The organism is Rhizobium sp. BR 249, assembly GCF_047445895.1.
Lineage (GTDB): Bacteria > Pseudomonadota > Alphaproteobacteria > Rhizobiales > Rhizobiaceae > Rhizobium.
In genome coordinates this window covers 107,257-124,574 of sequence record NZ_JARWKX010000006.1, presented here as the reverse complement: position 1 = coordinate 124,574, position 17,318 = coordinate 107,257, and the positions used below count along the sequence as shown (strand labels likewise).

The 17,318-nt window shown below is 62.7% G+C and carries 12 protein-coding genes; 5 read left to right on the top strand and 7 right to left on the bottom strand.

What is annotated here, in order from left to right:
- Window positions 1-233: 233 nt before the first annotated feature.
- Genes QD408_RS08030 through glgB form a run of 3 tightly spaced genes read left to right on the top strand, consistent with a single transcriptional unit; the run spans window position 234 to window position 8,938 of the window.
- Window positions 234-3,461, top strand: coding sequence for an alpha-1,4-glucan--maltose-1-phosphate maltosyltransferase (locus tag QD408_RS08030; RefSeq protein WP_414138945.1), 3,228 nt, complete (start codon window positions 234-236; stop codon window positions 3,459-3,461).
- Window positions 3,462-6,743 (top strand): maltose alpha-D-glucosyltransferase, encoded by a 3,282-nt coding sequence (treS, locus tag QD408_RS08025; RefSeq protein WP_414138944.1) that lies wholly within the window; start codon window positions 3,462-3,464, stop codon window positions 6,741-6,743.
- Window positions 6,740-8,938 (top strand): 1,4-alpha-glucan branching protein GlgB, encoded by a 2,199-nt coding sequence (glgB, locus tag QD408_RS08020; RefSeq protein ID WP_414138943.1) that lies wholly within the window; start codon window positions 6,740-6,742, stop codon window positions 8,936-8,938. The genes treS and glgB overlap by 4 nt, the downstream gene beginning before the upstream one ends.
- 22 nt (window positions 8,939-8,960) lie before the next feature.
- Here the strand turns inward: glgB and QD408_RS08015 are convergent, their stop codons facing one another.
- Both QD408_RS08015 and QD408_RS08010 read right to left on the bottom strand, forming a co-directional pair.
- On the bottom strand, window positions 8,961-10,589 hold the full coding sequence (locus tag QD408_RS08015) for a thiamine pyrophosphate-dependent enzyme (RefSeq protein ID WP_414138942.1): 1,629 nt from the start codon (window positions 10,587-10,589) through the stop codon (window positions 8,961-8,963).
- A 25-nt stretch (window positions 10,590-10,614) separates the two neighbouring features.
- Window positions 10,615-11,793, bottom strand: coding sequence for an amino acid aminotransferase (locus QD408_RS08010; protein ID WP_414138941.1), 1,179 nt, complete (start codon window positions 11,791-11,793; stop codon window positions 10,615-10,617).
- Window positions 11,794-11,948: 155 nt separating this feature from the next.
- Between QD408_RS08010 and QD408_RS08005 the strand changes: the two genes are divergently transcribed.
- Together QD408_RS08005 and QD408_RS08000 are read left to right on the top strand one after the other, a co-directional pair.
- Entirely contained in the window at window positions 11,949-12,416 is a 468-nt protein-coding gene (locus tag QD408_RS08005) for an Lrp/AsnC family transcriptional regulator (RefSeq protein WP_088684289.1), read from the top strand.
- Window positions 12,417-12,543: 127 nt separating this feature from the next.
- Entirely contained in the window at window positions 12,544-13,335 is a 792-nt protein-coding gene (locus QD408_RS08000; protein WP_414138940.1) for a hypothetical protein, read from the top strand.
- A gap of 119 nt (window positions 13,336-13,454) precedes the next feature.
- Here the strand turns inward: QD408_RS08000 and QD408_RS07995 are convergent, their stop codons facing one another.
- The 5 genes from QD408_RS07995 to QD408_RS07975 form a co-directional block, all read right to left on the bottom strand.
- Window positions 13,455-14,216, bottom strand: a complete 762-nt coding sequence (locus QD408_RS07995; RefSeq protein WP_414138939.1) for an ABC transporter ATP-binding protein — start codon at window positions 14,214-14,216, stop codon at window positions 13,455-13,457.
- The gene (locus QD408_RS07990; RefSeq protein WP_414138938.1) at window positions 14,213-15,253 is read right to left on the bottom strand and encodes a FecCD family ABC transporter permease; all 1,041 of its coding nucleotides are present in this window, start codon (window positions 15,251-15,253) and stop codon (window positions 14,213-14,215) included. The genes QD408_RS07995 and QD408_RS07990 overlap by 4 nt, the downstream gene beginning before the upstream one ends.
- Window positions 15,250-16,275 carry an ABC transporter substrate-binding protein gene (locus QD408_RS07985; RefSeq protein WP_414138937.1) on the bottom strand — a complete coding sequence of 342 codons (1,026 nt, stop codon included), beginning with the start codon at window positions 16,273-16,275 and terminating at the stop codon, window positions 15,250-15,252. The genes QD408_RS07990 and QD408_RS07985 overlap by 4 nt, the downstream gene beginning before the upstream one ends.
- Window positions 16,276-16,436: 161 nt before the next feature.
- A complete protein-coding gene (locus tag QD408_RS07980) occupies window positions 16,437-16,718 on the bottom strand; it encodes a hypothetical protein (protein WP_414138936.1) in 282 nt (93 codons plus the stop codon).
- Between the two features lie 27 nt (window positions 16,719-16,745).
- Complete coding sequence (locus QD408_RS07975; protein WP_414138935.1) at window positions 16,746-17,198, bottom strand: hypothetical protein; 453 nt, start codon at window positions 17,196-17,198, stop codon at window positions 16,746-16,748.
- Between the last annotated feature and the right edge of the window lie 120 nt (window positions 17,199-17,318).

Below are 17,318 nucleotides of genomic sequence, written 5' to 3'. Positions count from 1 at the left end.
CGCTCGATAATTTCCGGATCGGAAACAGTCAGAGGGTCTTTTAACGCATGGCGGCAATATCTCTATCGGCAAATGTGAGGCCTTCCTTCTCTCGTTGAGCGGGGCCGACCCGTCTGATGATGTCGTCTCCCATCTCGCCTTACGATGCCTCATGCAGCCGTGAATTGACGGGTTGAGTGGAACAACCTCCGCCAAAGGAAGTTTGCCTGAAAAGCAACTCGAGGCGGCGGCCGATGTTACTCTCTGCGAAGCAGGGTGCGTTCAGCACCCCACCCCGGATCTATTATGTCAATCCGCTACTTCTCCAAGGCATCGATGCATGGCGCGAGGTTTTCGATCATGCGGCGGATACCGGCTTCGACCATGTGCTGACGGCGCCGCTCTTCGACCGGGGTGGGGATTGCAGCATTTTTACCTCCCGGGATTTCGATCGCCTCGACCCTGAACTGCAACTGGGAAGCGCGGTCGAGGAGGGGCTGTCGCGCCTCGTGGAGGCTGCCGGCACGAGCGGCGTCGGCTTGATGATGGACCTGATGCTCGACGGGAAGGCCCGAGACCCGCAAGCGGGCTTTCGTCCCGTCGATCCCCGGCGCTCGCCGCTCGACCCGGCGGAGCCGATGACCATGATGGGAGCGGAGTGGCAATCGCAGTTGCTGGCGGAATGGACTGAACGGCTGCGGCGGTTCTCCGGTTTCGGCCTCTCCGGCTATCGGGTGCTCGGGATCGATCGCGCAGCGCCGGCACTTTTCAAATCGCTGATCACGGCGGTCCGTGAGAAGGCTGACACGCAATTCCTCGCGTGGACGCCCGGCACCGATTTTGCGGTGAGGCGAGCGATCGCGGATGCGGGTTTTACAGGATGTTTTTCGTCGATGGCCTGGTGGGATCTCGACGAGAGATGGTTCGTCGAGGAGCATAACGTTCAGGAGCCGCTCGGCTGGCAGGTCGCCTTTCCCGAGCCGCCCTTTGCGAGGCGGATCGCGCACGGGACCGAGAGCCGCGAAATCCTCGAGCGGCGCGCCGTCAGGGCGCTGCGGCTCGCCGCCTCGCTTGGCGGCGGCCTCATGGTTCCCATGGGTTTCGAATACGGTGCGGCCACCCCGCTCGATCCCACGCATGGGGACGGCTCTGGCTTGCGCAAGCTCCGCCATGATCTCGCCTTCGATATTTCCTCCGAGATACGCCTCGCCAATACCGAGATCGCCAAGGCCGGCCGTGCGCGCGCTCCATCGCTTCGCCTGATCCGAAACGCCAGCGGGCCGGTTTCAACGCTGGTGCAGTCCGAGGAGCAGGATCTTCGCAGCGCGTCGAATGTGCGGTTCGTCCTGATCAACAGGGACCTCCGGCGAAGTGCGCCCGCGCCGGTGACGGCGCTTCGCGAGGCTGTTTCCGGTTATCTCCCTGTCACGGCCGATGGCGCGGTCCTGCGCCTGCGGGCAGGGGAGATGCGGATCATCGAAGGCCAGGCGCCGGAGCCGATCACATCCAGGCCCGCCCTTGACGTCGAACAGGCGACAGCCTCGCCGCGGCTCGCCATCGAAAACATCACGCCGCGGGTCGATGACGGGCGCTTTCCCGTCAAGCGCGTCGTCGGAGAGACCGTCACCGTCGAGGCCGACATATTCGCCGACGGCCACGATCCGATCGCCGCCGTCCTGCTCTCGAAGCCGCACGATGCCATGGCGGAGTGGAACGAGACTGAGATGCAACTGGTCGAGAACGACCGCTGGCGCGCTGAATTCCTGCTGGAACGCGTCGGGCGCTACGAATTCGCGGTCGAGGCGTGGAAGAACGCCTTTGCGATCTTCCGTTACGAGCTGACCAAGAAGAACGATGCGAGGCTGGACCTGAAGCTGGAGCTTCAGGAGGGCTTGAACCTCGTTCGCGCCGCGAAGGCTGAAGCGCCGGCGGCGCTCGGCGCCGATTTGCAGGCTCTCATCGGCAGTCTCGAAAACGCCTCCGATTCCGAGCGCACGGCGATCCTGCTCGATCCCCAGACTTCCGAGCTGATGAACCGGACCGACAGGCGGCCGTTCCGGCTTCGCTCCACGACGAGCGCCGTCGATTCAGAACGTAAGTCGGCAGCCTTTGCGAGCTGGTACCAGATCTTCCCGCGCTCGCAGAGCGGCGACCCGAACCGGCACGGCACCTTCGATGATGTCATCCCGCGACTGCCCGCCATCCGCGACATGGGTTTCGACGTGCTCTATTTCCCGCCCATCCACCCGATTGGAACGACCAACCGGAAGGGGCGCAACAACAGCCTGAAGGCCGCGCCTGACGATCCCGGAAGCCCCTATGCCATCGGCTCCGAGGAGGGCGGCCATGATGCCATCCATCCCGAGCTCGGCGATTTCGAGGATTTCAGCCGGCTGGTCGAGGAGGCGGGCCGGCACGGGTTGGAGATCGCGCTCGACCTTGCGATCCAGGCTTCGCCGGACCATCCCTGGCTGACGGAGCATCCGGGCTGGTTCGACTGGAGGCCCGACGGCACGATCAAATATGCCGAGAACCCGCCGAAGAAATACGAGGACATCGTCAATGTCGATTTCTACACGAAGGACGCGCTGCCCTCTCTATGGGTGGAGCTCCGGGATATCGTCCAGCTCTGGGTCGACCAGGGCGTCAAGCTGTTTCGCGTCGACAATCCGCACACCAAGCCTTTCCCATTCTGGGAATGGCTGATCGGCGATATCCGGGCGCGCCATCCCGACGTCGTCTTCCTGTCGGAAGCCTTCACCAAGCCGAAGGTCATGTACCGGCTGGCGAAGATCGGCTTCTCCCAGTCCTATACCTACTTCACCTGGCGCAATGCCAAGTGGGAACTCGAGCAATATATGCGGGAGCTGACGCAGACGGCGCCGAAGGAATTCTTCCGCCCGCATTTCTTCGTAAACACCCATGACATCAATCCGGATTTTCTCCAGAACGCGCCGCGCCCGGCCTTCCTGATCCGCGCGGCTTTGGCCGCCACCTTGTCGGGCCTTTGGGGCGTCTATAACGGTTTCGAACTTTGCGAGGGGCGCCCCGATGCCAAGCGCAAGGAATATGCCGACAGCGAGAAATACGAGATCCGCGCCTGGGATTACGACCGGCCGGGCAACATCATCGCTGAAATCAGGATGCTGAACCGCATTCGCAACGAAAACCCGGCGCTGCATTCGCATCTCGGGCTGACGCTGCTGAATGCCTGGAATGACAACATCCTGTTCTTCGAGAAGGCGAGCCGCGCCCGCGACAATGTTTTGCTGATCGCGATCAGCCTCGACCCGCATAATTTTCAGGAAAGCGATGTCGAGCTGCCGCTCTGGAAGTGGTCGCTCGGCGACGGCGGCGGGCTCGACGCCGAGGATTTGGTCACGGGGCATCGGTTCAGGTGGAACGGCAAACGGCAGAGAGTGAGCTTCAATCCTCAGATCCTGCCCTTTGCGATCTGGCGCGTTCGCGCAGCGGAGGCATGAATGGACACGATGAATCCCGGCAACACCGAGCAGCCGCTCTGGTACAAGGATGCGATCATCTACCAGCTGCACATCAAGTCGTTCTACGACGCCAATGGTGACGGCGTCGGCGATTTTGCCGGCCTGCACGACAAGCTCGATCACATCGCCGCACTCGGCGTCAACGCCATCTGGCTTTTGCCGTTCTTTCCCTCACCGCGCCGCGACGATGGCTACGACATCGCCGATTACGGCAATGTCAGCCCGGATTACGGGACGGTGGAGGATTTCCGCGCTTTCGTCGACGCAGCCCACCAGCGCAATATCCGGGTCATCATCGAGCTCGTCATCAACCACACCTCAGACCAGCATCCCTGGTTCCAGCGCGCGCGCCAGGCGCCCGCGGGATCGCCCGAGCGCGATTTCTATGTCTGGTCGGACAGCGATCAGAAATTCCCGGAAACCCGCATCATCTTCCTCGATACGGAAAAATCCAACTGGACATGGGATGCCGTCGCCGGCGCCTATTACTGGCACCGCTTCTATTCCCACCAGCCGGATCTCAATTTCGACAGCCCGCTCGTCATGGAGGAATTGCTGAAGGTGATGCGCTTTTGGCTGGAAACCGGCATTGACGGCTTCCGCCTCGACGCGATCCCTTACCTCGTCGAGCGCGAGGGCACGATCAACGAGAACCTGCCGGAAACCCATGCGATCCTCAAGCGCATCCGCGCCGCGCTAGACGCCACACACCCCGGCGTCATGCTGCTGGCCGAGGCCAATCAATGGCCGGAGGATACGCGCGAATATTTCGGCGAGGGTGACGAGTGCCATATGGCTTTCCACTTCCCGCTGATGCCGCGCATGTATATGGCGATCGCCAAGGAAGACCGGTTCCCGATCACCGATATCCTGCGCCAGACGCCGGAAATCCCCGAGAATTGCCAATGGGCGATCTTCCTGCGCAATCATGACGAACTGACGCTCGAAATGGTGACGGATGCCGAGCGCGACTATCTCTGGGAGACCTATGCCTCCGACAAGCGCGCCCGCATCAATCTCGGCATCAGGCGGCGTCTCGCGCCGCTGATGGAGCGCGACCGCCGGCGCATCGAGTTGATGAACGCGCTTCTGCTGTCGATGCCGGGCACGCCTGTGATCTATTACGGCGACGAGATCGGCATGGGCGACAACATCTATCTCGGCGACCGCGACGGGGTGAGGACGCCGATGCAATGGTCGCCCGACCGCAATGGCGGCTTTTCCCGGACGGACCCGGCGCGTCTCGTCCTGCCGCTGATCGGCGATCCGCTCTATGGTTTCGAGGCCGTCAACGTCGAGGCGCAGAGCACCGACGCGCATTCGCTGCTCAACTGGACGCGCAAGATGCTGGCGCTGCGTGGGCGGCATCCGGCTTTCGGGCGCGGCTCGCTGCGGTTTCTCTCGCCAGAGAACCGGAAAATCCTTGCCTATCTCCGGGAATATGAGGGCGAGACGCTGATGTGCGTCGCGAACCTCTCGCGGCTGCCGCAAGCGGTCGAACTCGACCTCTCGGCCTTCGAGGGCCGCGTGCCGATCGAACTGACGGGCATGTCGCCCTTTCCGCCGATCGGCCAGCTGACCTATCTGCTGACGCTGCCGCCCTACGGCTTCTTCTGGTTCCAGCTGGAGGCCGATGCCGATCCGCCGGCATGGCGCACCGCGCCGCCCGAACAATTGCCCGATCTCGTGACGATGGTGATCCGCCGCGGCCTGCTCGATCTCGTCGACGAGCCGCGGCTCGGACGCGTCCTCAGCAACGAAATTCTACCTGCTTACCTCGCCAAGCGGCGCTGGTTCGGCGCGAAGGACCAGCCGCTTCAGGCGGCGCGGCTGATCTCGGCGACGCCTATCCCCTATGCCGACGGGATCGTTCTCGGCGAACTGGAGGTGGAACTGCCGGATCACAGCGAAGCCTACCAGCTGCCGCTGGCTGTCGCCTGGGACGATGCGCAGCCCTCCGCTCTGACACAGCAGCTTGCGCTCGGGCGGGTTCGCCAGGGCAGGCGGGTCGGTTTCCTCACGGATGGGTTCGCTGTGGAGGCGATGGCGCGCGGCATCCTGCGCGGGCTGGCCGACCGCTCACGCATCACCGGACGCACCGGCACCCTCGAATTTCTCGGCACCGAGCGGCTCGACCGTCTTGATGTCGCCGACGACATGCCGGTTCATTGGCTTTCGGCCGAGCAATCCAACAGTTCGCTCATCGTCGGCGATACCGCCATGATCAAGCTGATCCGGCACATTTTCCCGGGTGTCCATCCAGAGGTCGAGATGACGCGGTTTCTGACCTGCGCGGGTTATGATCACACCGCTCCGCTGCTCGGCGAGGTCGCGCACACCGATTCCAGCGGGCGGCGCTCGACACTGATCATCGTCCAGGGCGCGATCCGCAACCAGGGCGACGCCTGGAACTGGATGCTCAACAATCTGCGCCGCGGCGCCGACGAACTCGTGCTGAACGACCCGGCGGTCGAGCCCGGCGACGACGTCTTCCAGCCGCTGATCAGCTTCGTCGCCATGGTCGGCATGAGGCTCGGCGAATTGCATGTCGTGCTTTCCGGGGAAAATGCCGACGAGGCTTTCAGTCCCGTCGTCGCCGGCGACGACGAGGTGGAGGCGATCAGGAAGGCGGTGGCGGGCGAAGTCGCCTATGCCATGTCGAAACTGGCGGAACGCGAGGAAAATGCCGATCCCGCGATCGATCTTCTCGCCCGCCCGCTTCTGGAGCGCCGTTCCGAGCTCGTCGAACTTGGCGCGAGGCTGGCGGAGAGCGCCCGCGGCACGCTGATGACGCGCACGCATGGCGACTTCCATCTCGGCCAGATCCTGGTCAGCGAGGGCGATGCCGTCATCATCGACTTCGAAGGCGAGCCCGCGAAAAATCTCGCCGAACGCCGGGCGAAGACGGTTCCGCTGCGAGATGTCGCCGGGCTTCTGAGGTCGCTCAGCTACCTCGTCGCCACCGCCCAGCTCGACAATGACGCGGTCACCGAACACGAAAACGAGGTGCGCCGCGACGCCATCGCCCGTTTCGGGCGCCATGCCGAGAAGGCCTTTCTCGATGCCTATTGGCAAGCGGCCTCCGCATCGAAGGCGCTCGCCATGCCGGCGGAACAACGGCGGAGGGTTCTCGATGCCTTTCTTCTCGAAAAGGCAGCCTACGAAGTCGCCTATGAAGCCCGCATCAGGCCGAAGTGGCTGCCGATCCCGCTTGCCGGCCTAACCGAAATCGTATCGCGCTTGGCGGGGGTAACGGCATGAATGTCGAACGCTCGGAACTTCTCGCAGGCATCGGGCACGATGCGCTCTGGGCCCTGATCGAAGGCCGCCACGGCGATCCCTTCTCGATCCTCGGCCCGCATGAGAGCGGCGGCATGACGATCGTGCGCGTCTATTTGCCGGGCGCCGAAGGCGTCGACCTCATCGAGGCGGCGAGCGGCAGGGTGGTGGCGCCTTTCAGCATCGCTCATCCCTCCGGCCTGTTTGCGGCGGCGGTGGGTTCGAGGATGCCCTACCGGTTGCGGATCACATGGCCGGACGGCGAACAGATCACCGAGGACCCCTATAGTTTCGGGCTTCTGCTCGGGGAACTCGATCTCCACCTGATATCCGAGGGCACCCACTACAGCCTGAGCCGGACGCTCGGCGCGGTGGAGATGTCGGTCGACGAGGTGGCTGGGGTTCGTTTCGCCGTCTGGGCGCCGAATGCCCGCCGCGTCTCTGTCGTCGGCGATTTCAACGCCTGGGACGGACGGCGAAACCCGATGCGGCTGCGGCAGTCGGCCGGCGTCTGGGAACTGTTCGTGCCTCGGCTCGCGCCCGGCGAGAGATACAAATTCGAAATCATCGACGCGCATGGCAATTGCCTGCCGCAGAAGGCCGACCCGGTGGCGAGAGCGAGCGAAGCCGCCCCGTCCACCGCATCGATCGTCGCATCGTCGACGCGGTTTCGATGGACTGATGACAATTGGATGAAGGGGCGCTCGCGACAGGAAAGACTGGCGGGTCCGATCTCCGTCTACGAGGTGCATGCCGGTTCCTGGCTGCGGGAGAATGGCGGGCGGTCGCTCGACTGGGCCGAGCTCAGCCAGCGGCTCGTTCCTTATGTTCGTGAGATGGGGTTCACCCATATCGAGCTGCTGCCGATCATGGAGCATCCCTTCGGCGGCTCCTGGGGCTATCAGCCGCTCGGCCTCTTCGCTCCGACCGGCCGTTACGGCACGCCTGAGGATTTCGCCTATTTCATCGACCGCTGCCACGGCGCCGGGATCGGCGTCATTCTCGACTGGGTGCCGGCCCATTTCCCCACGGATGTCTGGGGGCTCGCCCGCTTCGACGGCACGGCGCTTTACGAGCATGAGGATCCGCGCGAGGGCTTTCACCGCGATTGGAACACGCTGATCTATAATCTCGGCCGCAACGAGGTAAAGGGCTTCCTGATCGCCAGCGCGCTCGAATGGCTCGAACGCTACCACATCGACGGATTGCGCGTCGACGCCGTCGCCTCGATGCTCTACCGCGACTACAGCCGCAACGAGGGGGAATGGATTCCCAATCAATATGGCGGGCGCGAAAATCTCGAAGCGGTGGAATTCTTCAAGCACCTGAACAGCATCATTCACGAGCGCTGCCCGCATGCCATGACGATCGCCGAGGAATCGACGGCCTGGCCCGGGGTGACGAAGCCGCCGGAAGAGGGCGGGCTCGGCTTCGACATGAAGTGGAACATGGGCTGGATGCATGACAGCCTGAGCTACATCGAGAAAGATCCCGTCTACCGGAGCTACCACCACGGCACGATGACCTTCGGGATGATCTATGCCTATTCCGAACGCTTCATCCTGCCGATTTCGCATGACGAGGTCGTTTACGGAAAGGGCTCGCTGCTCGGCAAGATGCCGGGCGACGAGTGGCAGAAATTCGCCAATCTGCGCAGCTACCTCGCCTTCATGTGGGGCCATCCCGGCAAGAAGCTGATGTTCATGGGCGGCGAGATCGCCCAGCCCGGCGAGTGGAACCATGACGCCTCAATCAGCTGGGACGTGCTGGACCGGCCGGCACATGCCGGGCTTCAGCGGCTGGTCAAGGATTTGAACGGTTTTTACGGAGAAGAGCCGGCCTTGCAGTTCGGCGATTTCCATTCCGAAGGCTTCGAATGGGCGGCGGCGAACGACAGCGTCAATTCCGTTCTCGGCATGCTGCGTTATGCTCCGGAGCGCTCTTCCTCCATCCTCGTCGTCTCGAACTTCACGCCGGTGCCGCGTTACGGCTACCGGATCGGCGTGCCGCGGGACGGCGTGTGGATCGAGCGGATGACGACGGATGCGCGCGAATATGGCGGCTCCGGTCTCGTCAACGGCGCAGTGCCGAGCGAACCCGTACCCGCCCACGGCAGGCCGCATTCGCTCTCGCTGACGCTGCCGCCGCTGGCGACGGTTTTTCTCAAGTCACCTTGATAGAGCTTCACGTTCCTTCCGGTCATTCCGCGTGCGGAGCCGGATGAATGAAAGGCCAGGGGCTCGCCTCCGAGCCCTTTTCGACGGGAACCTCGATGAGGACAGGTTCATCGAGAGCAAGCACTTTCTCCAATACATCCCTCAATTCGCCGGGGCTCGTCGCCTTGAAGGAGCGGATGCCGAAGCTCTCGCCCAGGGCGACGAAATCGGGATTGGTGAGATCCGAGCCGAGATAACGGCCTTTATAGGTCTGCTTCTGATCGCGCAGCACATTGCCGTAGGCGGAATTGTTGAAGACGATGGCGACGACATTGATCTTGTGCTGGACGGCGGTGGCAAGTTCTTGAACACCGAACATGAAGCCGCCATCCCCTGAAACCGAGATAACGGCTTTATCAGGATGGGCGACTTTCACACCCAGGGCGGTGTTGAAGCCGAAACCGAGATTATCCTGGTAACCGCATGTCACATATTGGCGAGGACCGTAGGTCGGGAATGCAAAGCGCGCCGTAAAGCCCATCTGGCTGACCTCCTCGACGAAGAAGCCATCTCTCGGCAGGGCTTCGCGAATGGCATCGAGATAGGCGAGCTGCGGCTGCACGGCCGAGAAGCGCGCCTTGGCCTCCCTGTTGAACTCGGCAAATTCGCTCGTGCGGTCCTCGCGACGCGTGCCCGTGAGGGCATCGATCAGAGCTTGCGTCCCATCGCTTGCATCCGCGACGATACCGATATCAGGCTTGAGACGCACCATCTCGGTGGGGTCGATATCGATGCGGATGATCTTCAGCCCTTTTGGTAGCCATTTCCAGCGCATGAACTGCAATTCGAGCCGGCTGCCGACCCCGATCAGCACGTCGACCTTCTTCCAATATTCATAGGCGGCGACGAAATTCAGGTAGTTCGGATGATCGTCGGGGACGATGCCCTTGCCGGAGCGGTGGGAGGTGACCGGCGCCTGCAGCAGTTCCGCCAGCGCGGCAATCTCCGCACCGGCATCCGCCGCGCCGCCGCCGACCATGATCATCGGATTGCTGGCGCCTGATATCAGCGCCGCCGCGGCGGCGATCTGATCGGGATTGACCGCCGGATGAGGCGCGCGCGTTGCTACGGGAACGTCGATTTCAGGGCCGGCTTGTCCGAACACGTCCCACGGCGCTTCGACCGCTCCCGGGCCTTGGCGGCCGGAGAGCATCTTGGCGACGACCTCGGCCATGACGGGACCGGCCTCGGATTGATGGTCGATGCGCTCCGCCGTCTTGGTAATCCCGCGCATCGTCGCGAGCTGATCCGGCAGTTCGTGCAATTGCCCTCTGCCGCGCCCGATCAGGTGCGACATGATGTTGCCGGTGACGCAGAGCACCGGCGCATTGGCGCCGTAAGCGGTGCAGAGGGCCGCACCCGAGTTGAGGACACCGGGACCTGGCACGACGGTATAGGCGCCGATCCGGCCGGTGGATTTGGCATAGCCATAGGCCATGTAGCCCGCACCCTGTTCATGCCGGGTGTGAATGAACCGGATCTTGTCGCCGGCGTCATAAAGGGCGTCGTTGAAATCATACATATGGGCGCCGGGGATGCCGAAGACCGTGTCGATCCCATGGGCGACAAGCGAACGGGTGATCGCCTGGCCGGTCGTTTCTTTCCTGCTCATTCGAAAGCTCCAAGAATGCGATTGGTTATGATTTCAGGCAGCCTTCGGCCCGGAGCGCCGCGACGATGGCGCCGGCATCGGCGGGCTGCATGCCGGCAAGGTTCATGCGGCCGGAATCGGCCATGTAGATGCCGTGGTTTGCCCTGAGCGCGACCGCCGTTTCCCTACGCATGGAGAGATTGGAAAACAGGCCGCGTTGCCGGCTGATGAAGGCGAGATCGGGAGAGGCGGCGGCCAGCGCCGCGCGATTGCCGTTGACGCGCTCGCACATTTCTTCGAGCTCCGCACGCCACATTGCCGTCATTTCGGGGCTTTCGAGAATGACCCTGACGACGGCCGCCCCATGGTCCGGCGGCATGGACCAGTTGACGCGGGCAAGCGCCGCCATGTTGCTTTCGGCCTTCGTGACGTCATCGGCATTGCGGGCCACGACGTAGAGCGCGCCAACGCGCTCGCGATAGAGGCCGAAATTCTTGTCGCAGGAATAGGCGATCAGCGCCTCGTCGACCGCATCGAGGATCATGCGTGCCGGCGCGGCATCCTGTTCGAGACCGTCGCCCAGCCCCTGATAGGCAAGATCGATGAAGGGCACCAGCCTGTGCGCAACGAGGAGATCGGCAATCTCTCGCCACTGCTCCATGGTGAAATCGATGCCCGTGGGATTGTGGCAGCAACCGTGAAGCAGCACGACGTCGCCCTCGTTGGCGGAAGACAAGGCTTCCACCACGCTTTCGAATTTCACCTGCTGTAACGCAAGGTCGACGAAGGCATATTCCTTCACGGTCAGGCGCGCCGAAGAGAAGATCGGCGCATGGTTGGGCCAGCTCGGCGTCCCCAGGAGAACCTTCGCCGATGGGTTTGCCGTTTGGATGAGCTCCGCGCCGAGGCGGAGCGCGCCGCTTCCGCCCGGTGTCTGGATGCCGACGAGGCGTTGGGCGAATTTCGGCGAGTTTCCGAAGATAATCGGCTCAAGCAGGCGGACGAATTGCAGATCGCCTTCGGGGCCGAGATATTTCTTGCTGTCCTGGGTTTCGAGAAGAAGCTGCTCCGCCGCCTTGACGGCACGCATGACGGGCGTGCGTCCCATGGCGTCGCGATAGACGCCGACGCCGAGGTCGATCTTTCCGGAGCGCTCGTCGGCCTGAAAGGCCTTGATGAGTGCAAGCAGGCTGTCGGCCGGCCGGTTCTTCAGTTCCTCAAACACGAGCTCCACCTCCGCTTTTGTGTCATTGGCCGGAGATTAACGGAACTTTCATGACGAATTTCTGCGATTATCTCCTTTCGGAGGTGAATCGATGCAGACAATCGGCGCGCAAAGGCTATATTGCGCAGAAATTCCCCTTATATGAGAGGGCGTCAATGCTCGACCAGTTCGATATCAAATTGCTTGCCGCCCTCCAGCAGAACAGCGAACTGACGCAGAGCGAACTCTCTCAGAAGGTCAATCTCTCGGCGACCCAATGCGCCCGCCGTTTGGAAAGGCTGCGCAAAGAGCAATATATCCAGAGCGTCGTCGCCATCCTCAACCCGGTGAAACTGGGCTTTACCGTCGTCGCGCATACGCTCGTCAGCCTCCGAGCGCATACCGAGGGCGGAAACGAGCGGCTGCATCGCTTCATCGAGACCGCGCCGGAGATCCTGGAGTGCTATTCGCAGACCGGCGACGCCGACTTTCTGATGAAGGTCATGACGCGCGACCTCGACCATCTCAGCCAGTTTCTCGAAAGAATGATCCGCGTCACCGACAATCTGGCCTCGATCAAATCGAGCATCGTGCTCAAGACGATCAAGAAGACCACCGCTCTGCCGCTGCAAATCGTGACGTGAGCGTGTCAGCGCATGGAAGTTGCCGTCGCAAACAGAGCGACACGCATACTGAACTTGCCAAAGCCTACCAAGACCCGATAGCCAAGAAATCATGATCTCTGCGTATTGATACCGGGAGAATTCTCAAATGGTATTCGGGTGGCGGCTTTTTGGGCTCGCTCTGATCGTGGCTGTGCTTTCCTGGCCGGCCTGGATTGCTTGGCAATGGCACGCCGAGCATCAGATCTACGCCGATCCGGAAGACCCCGCGCTGACCATCACACCTCAGCACATCGAGGCATTGCGGAAACTGCAGTTTGCGTGGAGCACCTCGATCGAAAGCGGGGGGCCTGTTGTCAATCCACTCGCTCCATATGGCAGCGACGATCTGGCCGCTGACCTCGGCCCGATCATCGGCACGAGCGATCGAATTGCCATCGCCCGATTTCACCGCGAGGTCTCGACACTGCTGACTTGGGCTCTTGCGAATTGCGGGCTAGCGGACGGACAATATCACCTCGACCATCTCGATAATGCGACGATGCAACGCCGGCTTCGGAACGATCTCGCTGGATTGCCGGGCGCACGGATTAATTCATATCTGGCAGAAATGCCGCGCCTTGAGCCAGATGGCTTTTTTCAATTCACCCGCCAGCATCTCCAACTCCTGCACCACCTGAGCATCGAGTGGCCGGACAGTCGGATCATCTCGACCGTCGCCGGTGAAGGCTATCCCGCGCCCGTGGTCAATTTCAAGCGACCGTTCGGCGACATGAGCGCTTTTGAAATCGATATGGCCGCGATTCTGGGCCAGCCTCGCCCCGTTCTCGACCATGTTGATCCAGCGCTGAATCGTTACTATTGGGAAATGTGGCCAGCACTCCAGGCATTCGTGCAGAACGTTCGCCTGGACGCGGCAAAGTCGACCTGCGTGGACTAGAGCATGATGCCGAAAAGTGTGAGCGGTTTTCGGACGACATCATGCTCTAACTCTTTAATTTAGAACAGGATTCAGATTTTAGGCCAATCGGGCCTAAAATCATCCTGTTCTAGCCGCTCTCACTTGAGATAGTGGATGTGCGGGCGGGAGTGATAGGGCGAGGCTTCGACGCGCGCCTCGATCGAGAAGACCTCGCGCAGCAGCTTCTCGCTCAGCACGTCCTCAGGCGCGCCGGACGCGACGATCCTGCCCCGCTGCATGATGATCAACTCATCGCAGAACATGGCGGCATGGTTGAGATCGTGCAGGGCGACGATGCTGGTGATCGGCAGGCCGGAGACGAGCCGCATCAGGCCGATCTGGTGCTGAATGTCGAGATGATTTGTCGGTTCGTCGAGGATCAGCTCCTGCGGCGACTGGGCGAGCGCCCTGGCGATGTGGGTGCGCTGTTTTTCGCCGCCCGACAGGCTCTGCCAGCGCTCGTCGCGCTTTTCCGCCATGCCGGCGCGCGCCAGTGCGGCCTCGACCGCCTCTTCGTCGGCTCTCGTCCAGCCGGAGAACATCGACCGGTGCGGGAAGCGGCCGAGCTTGACGACGTCGACGACCTTGAGATTGGCGTTGGTCGTCGCGTGCTGCTCGACGAAGGCGATGCGCCGGGCGATTGAGCGGCGGCTGATCGTGCCGATATCGCTCCTGTCGAGCGTCACGCGGCCGGAATGCGGCCGCTTGAGGCCGGCGAGAAGCCTGAGCAGCGACGTCTTGCCCGAGCCGTTCGGCCCGAGCAGGCCGAGCATCCGGCCGGGCTGCGCCTCCATGGAAACGCCGTCCAGAATGGTCTTCCTGCCAATTTTCCAGGTGAGGTTGTCGGCCTTGATGCTCATGACGCGCGCTGGAACCGGTAGAGGATGATCGAGAAGAAGGGAACGCCGACCAGCGCCGTGACGACGCCGATCGGTAGGATCTGGCCGGGAATGAGGGCGCGCGCGGCGATGTCGGCGAGCACCATGAAGATGGCGCCTGCGATGGCGCAGGCCGGCAGCAGACGGATATGGAGCGGCCCGACGACGAAGCGGGCGACATGCGGCACGACGAGGCCGACGAAGCCGATCGAGCCGACCATGCTGACGATGGTGGCCGTCATCATGGCGGTCAGCGCAAAGAGCGCCATGCGGGCGCGCCCGACATTCACGCCGAGCGAGGAGGCCGCCTCGTCGCCGAACGCGAAGGCGTCGAGCACGCGGGCATAGAGCAGACAGGCGGCGAGGCCGAAGCCGACGACGATCGAGACCAGCGCGAATTCCGGCCAGCGCACGCCGCTGAAGCTGCCGAGCAGCCAGAACATGACGTCGCGCGCCTGCTGCGCATTGGCAGAGGTGGTGACGATATAGGAGGTCGAGGCGTTGAAGAGCTGCGATGCGGCGACACCGGCAAGGATGGTGCGGTCCGCGCCGCCACGGGTGCCGTTCGACAGCAGCGCCACGAAGAAGAAGGCCGCGAAGGCGCCGGCAAAGGCGCCTGCCGATAGCGACACCGCGCCGGCGCCGAGGCCCAGGATGACGATCGCGACGGCACCGGTGGAGGCGCCGGCCGAGATGCCGAGCACATAGGGCTCGGCCAGCGGGTTGCGCAGCAGCGACTGCATGACGGCGCCCGACAGCGCCAGCCCCGCGCCGCAGAAGGCGGCGACGAGCGCGCGGCTGAGGCGATAATCCCAGATGACAGTCTCGTGGATGCGGTTGAGCTCGACCGCGGTCCAGCCCAGCCGGTTGGTGACGGCCGAAAACGTGGTTGCGAGCGGAATCGGCAGGTCGCCGATCCCGACGCTGACGCCGATGGCGACAGCGATGAGGCAGAGGGAAGCCAGAAGCAGTGCGGTGACGGCTCCCAGCTGCCGGAAGAGACGGCCTGTGTCGGTCACTTCAGCAGACCGAGGGCCTTCAGCTGCTCGGCAACCTGCTCGGCGCCGTAGATCGTGCGGATGGTCGGGTTCATCGCCTGGCCGTCCATCACGACGAGCGCCTTGTTCTTGACGGCCGGGATCTGGCTGACGGCCGGATCGGTGTTCAGGAAGTTGATCTTGGCCTCGGGCTTGTCGAGCTCCCAGCGGTTGCGGTCGAGGCTGGCGACGACGATGACGTCGGGGTTGGAGGCGATGATGCCTTCCCAGCCGACGGTCGGCCATTCCGCATCCGCGGTGATCGCATTGTGTCCGCCAAGCAGGTCGGCGATGAAGCCGGAGGCGCTGTTCTTGCCGCCGACATAAGCGTCGGCCGACGGGCTGGGGCTGGAGAACCAGAAGACGTAGGAGAGGTTCTGGCCGTCCTTGGCAACGCTGCCGCGAAGCTTGGCTTCACGCGCCTTGAAGTCGGCAATCAGCGCCTGGCCGCGATCTGCGACGTCGAAAATCTGCGAGAGTTCGTCGATCTCCCTGTAGAGGAGATCCATGTTCCACAGCTCGCCGCGGCTGCCGTACTGGTCCTTGACATCCTTGGTGCTGAGGCAGGTGCTCGGCGAGAGATAGGTGGAAACGCCAACCTTGTCGAAATCCTCGCGCTTGGCGATCTTGCTGTTCGGGCCGACGAGGCTCGGCAAAGCCACGGCCACGAAATCGGGATTTTCGGCGAGCATGGATTCGAAGGTCGGCATCTCCACAGTCAGGAGCTTGACCTTGGCGTTGGCTTCGGCAAGCTGCGGCAGCACCTTGCTCGGCCAGAAGGCCGTGCCGACCATCTTGTCCTGGAGGCCGAGCAGCAGCAGGATTTCCGCGCTGTTCTGGCCAAGGCCGATCGCCCGCTCGGGCGCCTTCTTGAAGGTCACTTCAGCGCCGCAGTTTTCGAGCGTCAGCGGGTAGGTCGTCGAACCGGCGAATGACGGGGCTGCGGCAAGGCCGATCAGGGCGGAGAGGCCGCAGGCGGCCAGAAGTGATTTGAGGCTGGTCACGATGAAAATCCCGGTGCGTGAGTATATGCGGCCGGGGTATAGCCGCAGGAACGACCGGAAAACAAGACCAAAAGGATCAACTTATTGCAAAAATCGACGGCACTGAACATTGCCGCCGGAACAATGTTCGCCAGCGTCGAAAGAAAAGCCTTCGAACACGGTCAGCTAAGCCTACCGACAAGCTTGGCATAGTCCGAAAACGTCGCCCCTTCGCCTTTGCTGCCGGCTTCGCCGGCAAGCTGCAGCACGCGGATCGGAAGTAGGATCGCCGCGAGGTTGGCGCCGGAGAGCTCATGGTCGTCATCCTGCTCGATCGCCCTTTTGGCCTTCGAGAGCGCGGTATCGAGTTCCCCGCGCGTGAGCAATTCCTTTTCGACGATCGCGTCGCATATCGAGGCCATCGCCATGATCAGGCCTTTGAGCTGCAGATTGGCGGTATTCATGAAAACTCCCAGGTGACGAAAGGATTTCTAGTCTGCCTCGACCGGCCGGATCGTGTCGACCGAGACCGTGCCGTCGAGGATACCGCGCTTTATATCACGTCTGTTCCGATCGATCTCGATCACGGTGTAGAGTTTGTCGTCACGAAAGGCGCTGGCATTGGTCGTCGTCACATCCTCGGCGGGCGCCGCATCGACTTCCATGAAATCGAGTTCGCGCGCCGCAGCGACGATCCTGGCATCGCCGGGCGTCCGGGCGGCGACGACGACGGCGCCGTGATTGGGGGCATTGCCCCATCTGGGATCGTCTGGTTTGGCGATCGGCTCCAGCCGGTAGATGCTGAGCATCTCGCCGCCGGTTTCGGGCGATGCCTCCGCGGCGGCATCCTGCATCTGCGCCTGGCTTTCGACCGAGCGCCCGAAGGTGGTCGCGCTGGTCGCATTGTTGATCTCGTCTTTCCCTGTCCTTGAGACGTTCGACATGGTCGTTCTCCTTGTCAGGACGGAAACGACGGCCGGCGGGAAACTGTTCCCGCGCAGGCAAAGTTTGGCCGTTGACGTTGGGTTAGGCCTATCTCTGCAACCCTGCGGCACACCCATACC

Bases quoted from the DNA above. Each gene is read 5' to 3' on its own strand.
- QD408_RS07995 (WP_414138939.1), bottom strand. From the start codon at position 14,216: ATGAGCATCAAGGCCGACAACCTCACCTGGAAAATTGGCAGGAAGACC.
- QD408_RS07980 (WP_414138936.1), bottom strand. From the start codon at position 16,718: ATGAATACCGCCAATCTGCAGCTCAAAGGCCTGATCATGGCGATGGCC.
- QD408_RS08015 (WP_414138942.1), bottom strand. From the start codon at position 10,589: ATGAGCAGGAAAGAAACGACCGGCCAGGCGATCACCCGTTCGCTTGTC.
- treS (WP_414138944.1), top strand. From the start codon at position 3,462: ATGGACACGATGAATCCCGGCAACACCGAGCAGCCGCTCTGGTACAAG.
- glgB (WP_414138943.1), top strand. From the start codon at position 6,740: ATGAATGTCGAACGCTCGGAACTTCTCGCAGGCATCGGGCACGATGCG.
- QD408_RS08000 (WP_414138940.1), top strand. From the start codon at position 12,544: ATGGTATTCGGGTGGCGGCTTTTTGGGCTCGCTCTGATCGTGGCTGTG.
- QD408_RS08030 (WP_414138945.1), top strand. From the start codon at position 234: ATGTTACTCTCTGCGAAGCAGGGTGCGTTCAGCACCCCACCCCGGATC.
- QD408_RS07975 (WP_414138935.1), bottom strand. From the start codon at position 17,198: ATGTCGAACGTCTCAAGGACAGGGAAAGACGAGATCAACAATGCGACC.
- QD408_RS08005 (WP_088684289.1), top strand. From the start codon at position 11,949: ATGCTCGACCAGTTCGATATCAAATTGCTTGCCGCCCTCCAGCAGAAC.